The 12250-nt window shown below is 57.7% G+C and carries 11 protein-coding genes; 3 read left to right on the top strand and 8 right to left on the bottom strand.

All coding sequences use genetic code 11. The features are described from left to right. Nucleotides 1-206: 206 nt before the first annotated feature. Entirely contained in the window at nucleotides 207-1463 is a 1257-nt protein-coding gene (locus AB2L51_RS09670) for a dicarboxylate/amino acid:cation symporter (protein ID WP_395582338.1), read from the bottom strand. A gap of 220 nt (nucleotides 1464-1683) precedes the next feature. Between AB2L51_RS09670 and AB2L51_RS09665 the strand changes: the two genes are divergently transcribed. After that, nucleotides 1684-2133, top strand: a complete 450-nt coding sequence (locus AB2L51_RS09665; RefSeq protein WP_184382742.1) for a hypothetical protein — start codon at nucleotides 1684-1686, stop codon at nucleotides 2131-2133. A gap of 201 nt (nucleotides 2134-2334) precedes the next feature. Here AB2L51_RS09665 and AB2L51_RS09660 read toward each other — a convergent pair whose 3' ends face one another. The 4 genes from AB2L51_RS09660 to AB2L51_RS09645 are packed head-to-tail and all read right to left on the bottom strand — an operon-like array spanning nucleotide 2335 to nucleotide 7401. Further along, entirely contained in the window at nucleotides 2335-3828 is a 1494-nt protein-coding gene (locus AB2L51_RS09660) for an outer membrane beta-barrel protein (RefSeq protein ID WP_395582337.1), read from the bottom strand. 50 nt (nucleotides 3829-3878) lie between these two features. Beyond that, nucleotides 3879-5219 (bottom strand): ethanolamine permease, encoded by a 1341-nt coding sequence (gene eat / locus AB2L51_RS09655; RefSeq protein WP_395582335.1) that lies wholly within the window; start codon nucleotides 5217-5219, stop codon nucleotides 3879-3881. Continuing rightward, entirely contained in the window at nucleotides 5216-6016 is an 801-nt protein-coding gene (eutC, locus tag AB2L51_RS09650; protein ID WP_395582334.1) for an ethanolamine ammonia-lyase subunit EutC, read from the bottom strand. Before eutC ends, eat begins: the two co-directional genes overlap by 4 nt. Further along, the gene (locus AB2L51_RS09645; RefSeq protein WP_395582333.1) at nucleotides 6013-7401 is read right to left on the bottom strand and encodes an ethanolamine ammonia-lyase subunit EutB; all 1389 of its coding nucleotides are present in this window, start codon (nucleotides 7399-7401) and stop codon (nucleotides 6013-6015) included. Before AB2L51_RS09645 ends, eutC begins: the two co-directional genes overlap by 4 nt. A 170-nt stretch (nucleotides 7402-7571) precedes the next feature. Here AB2L51_RS09645 and qhpR point away from each other — a divergent pair, with 170 nt between their 5' ends. Together qhpR and AB2L51_RS09635 are read left to right on the top strand one after the other, a co-directional pair. After that, entirely contained in the window at nucleotides 7572-8645 is a 1074-nt protein-coding gene (qhpR, locus tag AB2L51_RS09640; protein ID WP_395582332.1) for an AraC-like transcriptional regulator QhpR, read from the top strand. Between the two features lie 80 nt (nucleotides 8646-8725). Beyond that, entirely contained in the window at nucleotides 8726-9817 is a 1092-nt protein-coding gene (locus AB2L51_RS09635; RefSeq protein ID WP_395582331.1) for a cobalt-precorrin-5B (C(1))-methyltransferase, read from the top strand. Here AB2L51_RS09635 and cobM read toward each other — a convergent pair. The 3 genes from cobM to cbiE are packed head-to-tail and all read right to left on the bottom strand — an operon-like array spanning nucleotide 9814 to nucleotide 12178. Beyond that, on the bottom strand, nucleotides 9814-10566 hold the full coding sequence (cobM, locus tag AB2L51_RS09630) for a precorrin-4 C(11)-methyltransferase (RefSeq protein WP_395582330.1): 753 nt from the start codon (nucleotides 10564-10566) through the stop codon (nucleotides 9814-9816). The two genes, AB2L51_RS09635 and cobM, sit on opposite strands and share 4 nt — an antisense overlap. After that, on the bottom strand, nucleotides 10563-10940 hold the full coding sequence (locus AB2L51_RS09625) for a cobalamin biosynthesis protein (RefSeq protein WP_395582329.1): 378 nt from the start codon (nucleotides 10938-10940) through the stop codon (nucleotides 10563-10565). The genes cobM and AB2L51_RS09625 overlap by 4 nt, the downstream gene beginning before the upstream one ends. Beyond that, nucleotides 10937-12178 (bottom strand): precorrin-6y C5,15-methyltransferase (decarboxylating) subunit CbiE, encoded by a 1242-nt coding sequence (gene cbiE / locus AB2L51_RS09620; protein ID WP_395582328.1) that lies wholly within the window; start codon nucleotides 12176-12178, stop codon nucleotides 10937-10939. Before cbiE ends, AB2L51_RS09625 begins: the two co-directional genes overlap by 4 nt. Nucleotides 12179-12250 lie beyond the last annotated feature (72 nt).

Genomic DNA, 12250 nt, shown 5'->3' with positions numbered 1-12250 from the left:
GCCAAGATCACTTCGTCTCGGTGAAGCAGCTTCTATACCCACAAACACTACACCGTCAACAGCAGAAATCAAAAAAATGAAACAAAATCATAACCTAAACAAAAAACCCCAGAAAACCGCCATTCCCGAAAATTAACGTTCCTATCGCAAAATAAAAACGGGCCTCTCGGCCCGTCGCTGTCTCGTCACGCGCTGTCGTCTGGCTCTCAGATAACGTCCTCGGCTGGGCCTTCGGACAAAACGCCCTCCCATTTGGCGGACACGGCTGCCGCGTAGCCATTGCCCAACACATTGGTAGCCGTGCGCGCCATGTCGAGAAAATGATCAATCCCCAGAATGAGGGCAATGCCCGCTTCAGGCAGGCCGAACTGCGGCAGGACAGCGACCAGCGTGACAAGAGATGCCCGTGGCACCCCCGCAATACCTTTACTGCTCAGCATCATGACAAGCACCATCAGTGCCTGCTGTGTCCACGGCAGATGAATACCGTACGCCTGAGCGATGAAGATGGCACCGAAAGACTGGAACAGGATGGACCCATCCAGATTGAAGCTATAGCCCAAGGGCAGAACAAACCCCGCAATGCGGGACGGCACGCCAAAATTTTCCAGCCGCTCAAGTAGCAGCGGGTAAACAGACTCACTACTGGCCGTTGCAAAACCAAGGATGACAGGTTGCACCAGTTCCTGAATCAACCCCTTGACCCTGGGCCCGATGACACAGAAGGTAATAAAGGTCAGCACAACCCATAAGGTCATGATTGTTCCATAGAACTGGAGCAGAAAGCGCCCGAAATGCATCATCATTTCCGGCCCACTATGAGCAACGCTCCCCATGATGGAGCCAAAGACGGCAATCGGGGCTAGAACCATGACCATATCGGTCATGCGTAGCATGATATGAGCCAGTTCCTCCGACCATGAAAGCATGGTTTTGCCAGCCTTGCCCGCCGCAGGCAAAGACACCCCGAACAGAACCGAAAAAACAACAATCTGGAGAATGTCATTCCGTGACATTGCATCCAGAATACTGGTCGGCACGATGTGCAAGACAAAATCGACTGGCTGGAAGGCATGTCTGAGGGAGCCGATATCCGCAGGGAGCGGTGCGGAGAACCCGGCTCCCGGCCGCAAGATATTGGCCGCCAGCAGCCCGATGGTGAGCGAGATAAAGGACATGGCCAGAAACCAGAGGATAACCTTGCCGCCGACACGCAGAACCAGCGTATCGTCCCCCAGCTTGCCTATGCCGCTGACCAGCGTGGCAAACACAAGTGGCGCGATGACCATACGAATCAGCCTGAGGAACAGCCCGGTCAGCAATGTTGATGCCTGTTCTGCCGCACCGATATAAGCGGGTACCCAGACATGGATGGACAGCCCGCAAACAATTCCCAAACCGAGAGCCACAAGGATGGCGTATGTCCGCCGTCTGGTATTTCCGAACTGCGTAGCAGCTGCCATCGGCGTAATTCCTCTCCCGTTCTGACTGAAAACTTCCGCGACAAAGAGGTCCCTAATAGGAAAGAGTCGTCCGATCGTCAAAAACCTTGATGCGCACTGCCTGCCCCGTTCCCATGTTACCGTTAAAATACGGGTCTATTACAACGTTTCGGCATTGCCCTTTTGCTTTTTCCATGACATGTCATTTTCTTCACTTTCCAGACGTCTGGCAGTTCTGTTCATGTCCTTTTTTCGCTCCGGTGTTGTTTCCCTTATTGTGGCCTCGACCCTATGTGGGCAGGCCATGGCCAAGACCGCGTGCGATACCGCATCCGATGGGCAGATTGAAATCTCCATGAAGGAAGTTGGCGCGGCCATTGGTTACATGTGGGGGCATGGAACGCTGACATATGGCGGGCAGCGTTACCCCATATCGGTCAAGGGAGGTGGCGCCCTTGCGCTTGGTAGCGCAACGGTTACCGGCACTGGCTGCGTTAGCAACCTTGCGCGTCTGCAGGACTTTGAGGGCACTTACTGGACCGTTGGTGGGGACGTTGCCGTAGGCTCCGGTCCTGCCGGGATTGTGATGGAAAATGCCAAGGGGGTTGATATGTCATTCTCCGGCAGCACCCATGGCGCCCATCTCTCCGGCCAGATTTCACGTCTTTATTTCAAAATTGATTCGTTCTAGGCAACCGTCTAACTGGCGTTATCTGGCAGACAATACGGCTGCAAAAACTGGATTTGATACGCTCCTTGGGCACTGTCACCTGAAACTCCCTGACGCCCGGGAATAAAAAATATTTTAAATATCCTTCCCGACAAAAGGGTCTGCGGACATATCCGCAGACCCTTTTGATGACTTATCCAGCAACAATCCTACGGATGAACCTCAGAACGCCCAGGTTGCATCACAACTGAACCAGAACATGTTGTTTGTGCCGTTGTTAACGACCGGGTTAGCAACAGTGCCAGCCTGGTTAAAGGGGTGCGTGCCGTTGAGCGATTTATCCAGACGGACTTCTGGCCGGATAATAAAACCACCCAGAGCCAGCTTTTTGTTAATGAACTCCGGCTTATACGTTACGCCAACCGTGAGTTCACCATAAGTTGTGGGCAGGGCGCTATAGTAGGGATACGGCTTGTTGCTCAGATACTGCGTGAAAGAGTTAAAGCTGGAATATTCAGCAATAACCATGCCCGCATTATCGCGAAAAATCTCGCCACGGGCATTCAGGGTCAGCCACGGATGGAAGGCGTAGGAAAAGTAAGTGCTGACACCATAAACATCGTCACGCAAGGCATCATCATGCATATAGGTGCCGTTGACGGAAACCGTCATCTTATCATTCACATGATAAGTCGCCATGAAGTCTCCGTTATACTGCATCAGGCTGTTGGCGGACTTGCCCAGACCAGCGCTCAGCCAGCCGTCAGCAGACTGTATCTGGCGGCCATTGTTGCCCTGTGGACCAAAATGGCCGATGGCGTGCATATCCAGCTTGCCATCAAGCAGCTTGTTCCATGCAAAACCAAAATACCCTTTGGGCTTGTTGTTGTTCCCCGAAGAGCCAAAGGTTGTGGAGTTCCCGGCATCCACCCCAAGGATCCAGTCCATGTGCTGGGTCAGATGCATGGTGGCCAGAACACCAACCGTTTCAAACGGCACGATATAATCGGACGCGTAATTGTAAGTGTAAAATGGACGAGCCTGTGCCGGTGTACCCTCCGCCCCCATGATACCGTACATCTGACCGATCTGGACATCGATCCCACGTTTGAAAATCCATGGTAGATGAGCGTCTATATGGGCCTGCGTAGGCGCCCACTGGTACAGGCCATGCAAGGAGCCTGAGCCCATGCCAAGGGTCGGGTCAAAGCGTGCATCCGAACCATACATGGCTTCAAACACAAACCCCAGACCATAACCTTTGCCAACAGACGTAACAGGATGGGAAATGGAGCCCATGATCTGGTTAAGGGTCGCCGTGTTGGCGCGGTCCGTGTAGTACTGCGCAAAGTTGCGGCCAGAGCGTGTCCATGGGTTGCCGGTGACACCCCCTTCAACCGACACATGCGCCTCCAGCCCCTGCCAGTAAGTGGGGGTCTGCCCGGCTTTGGGATGAAAGAGATTGCCCACGGTGGGCTTCATCGCATCATCTTCGCTGCTCACACCAGCGGGGACTTCCTCGCCATCAGAAGGAGTACCTGCGGCTTTTTCCGCTTCAGGCGGTGTGCTGACAGGCGCGTTAACAACCTGAGCGGAGTTCAGGGACACGGGAGCAACCGCAGTTTCTGCTGCATGGGCATATGACGCAAGCAACGAGCCGCCAGATACACATGCCGCAAGAAGGAAGTGAACTTCCTGAACAAAATTTTTACGCATCTCAACAATCCTAATCCAAGAAAGAAACTATATCTTGTGGCTACGGCTCATTATTTTTTAAATTTACTCATGAAGAATACTGTACAAACTAGCATTATACTTGAATAGATAAAAAATATTTCGATGTTGTAATAAATTACGACAGCGAGAGCAATCAACGCCGCAACAAGGGCAAAGCCCGGCAGAACGGGATAAAGTGGGGCCTTGTAGCTACGCACCAGCGTGGGTTCGGTCCGACGCAGACGGAACAGGCTGATCATGCTCAGCATATACATGGTCAACGCACCAAAGACGGACATGGTGACCAGCGTGGCGGTCAGTGACTGCCCCTGAATGCGGATCAGATCATCGGAGAAAATAGCAGCAATTCCGATGGCACCGCCCGCCAGTGTTGCCACATACGGGGTTTTGAAGCGCGGATGCAGCCGCCCCAGAACTTCCGGCAGAAACCCGGCGCGGGCAAGGGCAAACATCTGGCGTGCGTACCCCATGATGATCCCATGCAAGGAGGCCACAAGTCCAAACAGCCCCAGCCAGACCAGCATGTGCAGCCAGCCACTATGTGCCCCCACAACCTGCTTCATGGCCTGGGGCAAGGGATCGTTCAGGTTGGACAGGGTATGCCAGTCACCCACACCACCGGCAAAAATCATGACGCCGAAAGCAAGCGTTACAAGGGTAAGAATACCAGCAATATACGCAATGGGAATGGAGCGACGGGGGTCGCGCGCTTCTTCCGCAGCCATGGCGACACCTTCCACGGCCAGAAAAAACCAGATGGCAAAAGGCATGGCTGCAAAAATACCGCCCAGCGCCTGCCAGCCAAAATGGGGAGCCCCACCCCAGCCATCGGCCAGAAAATGGTCCCACGTAAAGGCCGGGGCCACAACACCCATGAACACCAGCAGTTCAACAATGGCGGCAATGGTAATAAACAGTTCAAAGGTTGCGGCAATATGCACACCTACGATGTTGAGCGTCATGAACACCAGATACGCACCCAGAGCCGCTACCTTGGGAGAAAGCCCGGGGAACTGGACGTTCAGGTAAGCGCCAATAGCCAGTGCGATGGCTGGTGGCGCAAAAATGAACTCGATCAGTGTTGCAAGACCTGCAATAAGCCCACCCCAGCGCCCCAGTGCCCGAAAGCTGTAGGCAAAAGGACCACCTGCATGCGGGATGGAGCACGTCAGTTCTGTAAAACTGAAGATAAAGGCCGTGTACATCAAAGCCACAAAAACGGTGGCCACCAGAAACCCGAGCGTTCCGGCGGTTCCCCACCCGTAACTCCAGCCAAAATACTCGCCAGAAATGACAAGTCCAACGGCAATCCCCCACAAATGGAAGGCACCGAGAGACTGGCTGAGCTTGGTCCCGCTGCTCTCACTCATGCGTCTGTGTCCTTATCATGTAAAGATAGTGTGTTGCTGCCTGCCAACTGGTCGGGGGCAGCGTCTTTCAAACCGACACCTGTCAGGCCAAGTCGTCTGGCTTCCTGCATCAGCCATGCCAGCTTGCTAGCGCCAGCAGGTACCGTCATGCCGTGTGCATGAATGTTGGACAGGCAGTTCCGTAAGGAATCCGGGCACCCCACATACGGTGCGTATGTCAGGTAAATGCCAAGGCTGTCCGCAACGCTCAGGCCGGGGCGCTCGCCAATCATCATGACGACCATGCTGGCCCCCATGGCCTGTGCAATCTCATCCCCCAGGGCGACGCGGCTTTGCGTTGCAATCACCAAAGGAGCAATCCGCCACCCCTGCAAAAGAGGCTGCATGGCCTGAAAAACAGGTATGGCGTTTGTCTGGGTCGCAATGGAGGAAAGACCATCCGCTGCTACAAAAACAACATCCCACGCCTCTTTGCGCAGCATATGCAAAGAGTTTTCCGAAAGTCTGCGCCCCAGATCCGGCCGACGCAGATACGTGGCGCGGTCCATGGCCCGGCTTTGCACATGCAGGCAGGGGGCACCACGCAACTGCTGTTCCATGGCCTGCACGTTCAGCGGTGCATGTACGGCATCGCGCGCCTGAGCGTGAGCGGCCTGAAACGCCAGAACGTCCGTTGTGCGCTGTGCATTGCCACTGCGGCCCAGACCAATGCGCGCACGGGTAAGGCCCCGCAGGGGCTGCCACGCATCTGCTGCCGCGCCGGGCTGGGGCTTCTGGGGTTTGCCGTATTCCGTCATGCTGCACCCACCAGCTTGGCCAGTTGCGTCTGCCCAAGTTCCAGCGGGCGCATGTGGTTGGTCAGGCTGTCATACAGCCCCATACGCTCCAGCCATGCGGCAAATTCAGGGGCCGGGCGTGCGCCAAGCATGTTCCGCAGGGTCAGAATATCGTGGAAGGACAGGCTCTGGTAATTGAGCATGATGTCATCCGCACCGGGCACCCCGATCAGGAACGTAATGCCCGCCATGCCCAGCAGGGTCATCAGGTTGTCCATATCGTCCTGATCAACTTCGGCGTGGTTTGTGTAGCAGGCGTCACACCCCATGGGCACACCCATAAGCTTGGCGCAAAAATGGTCTTCCAGCCCTGCCCGTATGACCTGCTTGCCGTCATACAGATATTCGGGACCAATAAAACCGACCACCGTATTCACCAGCAAAGGATCAAACGCCCGCGCCACGGCATAGGCCCGTGCCTCTACCGTCTGCTGGTCAATGCCGTGATGTGCCCCCGCGGACAGAGCCGCCCCCTGCCCGGTTTCAAAATACATGACATTCTGCCCGACCGTGCCACGGCCGAGTGCCAGCGCCGCCTCATACGCCTCCTGCAGAATGGCAAGGTTGACCCCGAACCCTTCATTCGCTTTCTGCGTGCCCGCCACGGACTGGAACACAAGGTCCACCGCTCCGCCACGGTTCATGATTTCCAGCGTATTGGTCACGTGGGTCAGCACGCAGGTCTGTGTTGGAATGTCATAAAGCTGGCGGGCCTGATCGAGCATATCCAGCAGGGCCAGACCATTGGCCACACTATCGGTTGCCGGGTTAATGCCAATAACGGCGTCCCCCATACCGTAAAGCAGGCCATCCAGCGTAGAGGCCGCAATGCCTTTAAGGTCATCCGTCGGGTGGTTCGGTTGCAGGCGCGAAGACAGGCAGCCGGGCAGGCCGATTGTATTACGGAAACTGGTAATGACCCGGATTTTGCGCGCAACGCTGATAAGGTCCTGGTTCCGCATGAGTTTGCTTACAGCAGCAGCCATTTCTGGCGTAATGCCCGGCGCAATCCGTGCAAGGGCAGCCGTATCCGCCTCGTGCGAGAGCAGCCAGTCACGGAACTCTCCCACCGTCATATGCGCTATGGGTGCAAAGGCTTTATGATCATGCGTATCCACGATCAGGCGTGTCACTTCGTCTTCTTCGTACGGAACAAGTGCGGTCTGGATAAAACGGCGTAAAGGAACATCAGCCAAGGCGTAACGGGCGGCCATTCTCTGGGCATCGGACTGGGCAGCCAAACCAGCCAACTGGTCGCCTGAGCGCACGGATGAGGCAACGGCCAGAAGGGATTTGAGATCGGGGAAGTGGTAAGTCTCCCCCCCCAGTCCATGACGATATCCCATTATGGCCAGCCCCCTGCTCATGCACAGTCCTGCTGCAAGAAGCCCGGGGCACCTCGCAGTTTAGTTCGATACCGTTACAATAGCAGCATCATCCGCTTGAGACTTGACTGGAGAGAACAATTTATTGATCATTCAAAACAAACTGCACCTTTACATAGACGTATCCTGCCATGTCTGACCCGATGCAAAGCCCGACATCTGGTGTGCTGGCCGCCGCCGCAACCGGTGTTGAAGACTTCATTACCTCCCGCGGGGGGGATATTGACCGGATTGCCGGGCGTTCGGGCCTGACCACCGGCCAGTTCGCCCTGCCCACGGACAGGCTGGACCTGACAGCATACTGCCGCCTGTTTGAAGAGGCCGCGCGTGAGACACAGGATGGCAATCTGGGCCTCTGGTTCGGGCAGCAGTTCCAGCCGGAAATGCTGGGCCTTGTCGGGTATATTGCGCTTCTGTCCGCTACGGCGGAGGACGCGGTGCGCAATCTGGCCAGCCATTTTGGCTACCACCAATGCAACACCCACACGCAGCTGATCGAGCAGGAAAACGGGCTGTTCCGGCTGGAATACGCCATTCAGGACCCCAGCATTACCCAGCGCAGGCATGATGCAGAGCTGACAATGGGCATGTTCTGCAATGTACTCCGCCACGCGATGGGGGATGAGTGGGTGCCCGAAGCCGTTCTGTTTGAACACCATCAACCCGAACAGACCCATGAACACAGGGATGCGTTTCAGGCAGATATTCACTTTGGCCATGTTACAAACGCCCTGCTGTTCCGCAAGGCCGGGCTGGAACGCCCCATGCCCAAGGCCAACGCAAACATGCTCGAAATCATGCGGGCATCGCTGATTTCTCTCTCCCGCAACCACCACAGCACCGGGCAGAGTACCTCGGCCCCATCGCTCAAGGAGCAGATCGCCTCCATGATCCGCGCGGGGCTGGCGGAACGCTGCTGCACACTCTCCGACATTGCCCAGCGCATGAACATGCCAGCCTGGACGCTGCAACGCAGGCTGGCCCAGTTCAACCTTTCCTTCGGCACATTGCTTGAAGAAGTACGCTACGCCGAAGCCTGCCGCCAGCTTGGCCAGTCCGGCCCGGATATGGGGGAAATCGCCCTCGCCCTTGGCTATACCGAGACAAGTGCTTTCAGCCGTGCGTTCCGCAAATGGAGTGGTCTTTCCCCCCGTGCATGGCGCGAACAGCATTTGACAAAAGCCACCCTGCTCAGCACGGGCTAGGCAGTTTTATACCTGCTCTGCTACCCCCTGCCCCATTCATATTTGCATCCCCCCCGCATAATATGAGACACGAACAGGGCATGAAGCAGAGTGCCCCTCCCCTCCGCCGTGGCTGGACCACGGGCAGTTGCGCAACGGCAGCGGCCAAAGCCGCATGGCTGGTACTGCTGGGGCAAGCCCCCCCTGCCAGCGTGACCATTACCCTGCCATCGGGGCAGGAAGTTACCTTCAGCCTGTGCCAGTATGGCGGCACACCCGATGCGCCCTGCGCCGCCGTGATAAAAGACGCAGGGGATGACCCCGATATTACACATGGCGCCATGATCCGCTGCACGGTGCGTGCTCTGGCTACCGGGGCGGGTCTTGTGTTCAAGGCAGGGCCGGGTGTTGGCACCATTACACGCCCCGGCCTGCCACTGCCACCGGGTGAACCGGCAATTAACCCTGTCCCCCGCGCCATGATCCGCACAGCGCTGACACAGGCCAATAACGGCACACTCCCGGACGCGGAAGTTACAATCAGCATTGATCATGGGCTGGAACTGGCAAAACGCACACTCAATGCACGGCTGGGCATTGTGGGGGGGCTTTCCATTCTGGGCACAACAGGCATTGTCATGCCGTTTTCGTGCTCGGCATGGATACAGAGCATTCACCGAGGGGTTGATGTGGCACGGGCGGAGAACCTGCCCCATGTACTGGGTGCTACGGGCAATGTATCTGAAAAAGCAGGGCAGGCCCTGTACGGCCTACCGGATATGGCCCTGATTGAAATGGGGGATTTTGCGGGCGGACTGCTCAAATATATCCGCCACCACCCTGTTCCCCGCCTGAGCCTTGCTGGCGGCATTGCCAAGATGACCAAACTTGGTCAGGGCTGTCTGGACCTGCACTCCAGCCGCAGCCGGGCAGACATGCCTGCACTGGCCCAGATGGCCGCACAGCATGGCGCACCAGACAGTCTGCCTGAGCTGATCCACGCCAGCCCCACGGTGGCGGAAGCTTTTCTGCTGGCCCGCACCCACAACTTCCCCTTGGGTGAGGTCATTGCTCATGCGGCATGGGCAGTTGCCCACAAAACCCTCACCCCCGCCCCTGTGCTTCTGGATGTGCTGGTATTTGACCGCTCCGGCACACTTGTCGGCAAGGCTGATGGGCCTTTTACCCCCTAGCTGCGGAACCGGCGGCGATAATCGGGGTCGTACAGAGCACTCTCCCGCCCGGCAATACCAGCAAGGGCGGGGCCAACCAGCACGAGTGCCGTGCGCTCGATCGGGTTCTGTTCGAGTTCTTTTTCAATGCTTTCCAGTGTGCCATGCAGCACAATCTGGTCGGGCCAGGATGCGCGGGCAACAATGGCCACAGGGCATTGCGGGCCGTAAAACGGCGTTAACTCGGCCACAATACGCCCCAAGGCATGCACGGCAAGATGTATGGCCAGCGTAGCCCCTGTTGCGGCAAAAGAGGCCAGTTTTTCACGCTCGGGCATGGCGGAGGCGCGGCCATTAATACGGGTCAGCACAAGGCTTTGCGCCACCCCCGGCACAGTCAGTTCCCGCCCCAGAACAGATGCCGCAGCCGCAAAGGCTGGCACACCCGGAGTCATGGTCCATGGGATTGCGTTGTGCTCCAGCCTGCGGATCTGCTCGGCAACCGCGCTGTAAATGGACAGATCGCCCGAATGCAGGCGCGCGACATCCTGCCCCGCCTTATGGGCGCGCACATATTCGGCCTCAATCTCATCCAGAGACATGGGAGCCGTATCCACCAACCGGGCATTATCGGGGCAATACTGGAGCATATCGGGCGGCACAATGGACCCGGCGTACAGGCAGACCGGGCAGGACGCCAGAATGTCCCGCCCCCGAATGGTCAACAGGTCCGCAGCACCCGGGCCAGCCCCAATAAAATGAACAGTCACTTTCTATCTCCTTCTGCCACCGCGCAGGTTACACCACACAATACCTGACGGGTCAGGCGCAACCGCGCTCCACCCCCCGCACCGGCAAGAGCACATGCCTCCGCAACAGATGCAACCCCCACATGCCGCATAACCGTGGAGGACGCCGTATGGCAGGCAGACTGCACCTGCTGGAGTTGCGTGCGTGTAATCCACAACACCCCAACTCCCCACCTGCGCGCAACGCTCCGGGGCAAGGTATCCGCGTTTTTAAAATCTGGGACTGCAATATAATCAGGCGCGCTGGCCCCGACCATGCGCAGGCTTTGCGCAACCAGTTCCAGCGCATGCTCCACCAGCGCGGCACTCTGCCAGCCCATGCCCACCACTATCATGCGCTAAGGGGCTTGCTGGCCACCCACTGGGTAACGGTCATGGCAGGCCGAAAAGCATGGAACCCCCCTACCCCGTCCAGCCGTGCGACAGAAAGGCGGGTCAGCCGCCCTCCCCACTCCTGCATGGCCTGCACAAGCCGGGCTTCTGTTTCCACCACCACGGCATTAACCACCATGCGCCCACCCGGACGCAGGGCCGCCCAGGCCTGTTCCAGCACACCCGGCCTGCTGGCACCGCCACCAACAAACACGGCATCCGGTATTTCCAACCCGTCCAGACCATCCGGGGCGCGGGCCTGCACCACGTGCAGGTCAGGCACACCCAGTGCCTGTGCATTGCGTGCAATGCGGGTTGCGCGCTCTGGCACGCTTTCAAGCGTTATGGCACGGCACCCTTGGGCAGCCAGCATCCATTCGATGGAAACAGAGCCAGCCCCCCCTCCGATATCCCACAGCAGTTCCCCTGCACGCGGAGCCAGAGCAGAAAGGGTTACAGCCCTTATTTCCTGCCGTGTCAGCTGTCCATCATGCTCAAAACAGGTATCGGGCAGGCCGTTGCACCGGGGCAGGCAGGAGTCTGTAACCTCTGCGGGCACATCCAGCGCCAGCAGGTTCAGGCAGGCAACATCCTGCGGGGGGCCATCTTTGGCAATAAAGCTGCGGCACCGCTCGTTAGGTCCGCCAAGCGCTTCCATAACATGGCAGCGTATAGTCCCCAGCCCCAGTTCCACCAGCCACCGGGCCAGTTCACACGGCGTTTGCGCATCGGCTGAAAGGACAATCAAGCGCGCCCGCGGCTGCAAAAACGGCCGTAGCCGCGCCATGGGCCTGCCGCAGACAGACACAACATGGCACTGCTCCTGCGCCCAGCCAAGCCGTGCACAGGCCAGTGCAACCGACGAGGGAGCAGGCAGGCAAAGCATTTCCCCCACCCCCAGACTGCGGGCCAGCACACCGCCCACCCCGTAAAAAAACGGATCGCCCGAGGCCAGTACAACAACAGAGTGTCCACGCAAGGCCAGAACCTGCTGCACCCCGGCACTAAAAGGTGTGGGCCATGCCACACACCGGCCTTGTGGCTGATGAGCCACCAGCCCCAGATGGCGCGCACCGCCAAAAACATACTCGGCTTGCGCAATCAGGGTTCTGGCCGTGCTGCTTAGCCCGTCCAGACCATTTTCCCCCACCCCGATCACACTTAACCAGGGTGTGACTTCAGGGTTATGCGGTTCAGGCATTGCTTACCCCTTCCAACATACAGCGCACCAAGACTGCCCGTGCTTGCCCATGCCTGTAGCAAGCGCGTATAA

Origin of the sequence: Acetobacter fabarum, from assembly GCF_040702925.2 — a bacterium.
GTDB classification, from domain to species: domain Bacteria; phylum Pseudomonadota; class Alphaproteobacteria; order Acetobacterales; family Acetobacteraceae; genus Acetobacter; species Acetobacter fabarum_B.
This window is presented reverse-complemented; position numbering and strand designations above follow the sequence as displayed.

Coding starts and splice junctions, on each gene's coding strand:
- eutC (WP_395582334.1), bottom strand. CDS start 6,016: ATGACGGAATACGGCAAACCCCAGAAGCCCCAGCCCGGCGCGGCAGCA.
- AB2L51_RS09665 (WP_184382742.1), top strand. CDS start 1,684: ATGTCCTTTTTTCGCTCCGGTGTTGTTTCCCTTATTGTGGCCTCGACC.
- qhpR (WP_395582332.1), top strand. CDS start 7,572: ATGTCTGACCCGATGCAAAGCCCGACATCTGGTGTGCTGGCCGCCGCC.
- AB2L51_RS09660 (WP_395582337.1), bottom strand. CDS start 3,828: ATGCGTAAAAATTTTGTTCAGGAAGTTCACTTCCTTCTTGCGGCATGT.
- AB2L51_RS09645 (WP_395582333.1), bottom strand. CDS start 7,401: ATGGGATATCGTCATGGACTGGGGGGGGAGACTTACCACTTCCCCGAT.
- AB2L51_RS09625 (WP_395582329.1), bottom strand. CDS start 10,940: ATGATAGTGGTGGGCATGGGCTGGCAGAGTGCCGCGCTGGTGGAGCAT.
- cbiE (WP_395582328.1), bottom strand. CDS start 12,178: ATGCCTGAACCGCATAACCCTGAAGTCACACCCTGGTTAAGTGTGATC.
- eat (WP_395582335.1), bottom strand. CDS start 5,219: ATGAGTGAGAGCAGCGGGACCAAGCTCAGCCAGTCTCTCGGTGCCTTC.
- AB2L51_RS09635 (WP_395582331.1), top strand. CDS start 8,726: ATGAAGCAGAGTGCCCCTCCCCTCCGCCGTGGCTGGACCACGGGCAGT.
- AB2L51_RS09670 (WP_395582338.1), bottom strand. CDS start 1,463: ATGGCAGCTGCTACGCAGTTCGGAAATACCAGACGGCGGACATACGCC.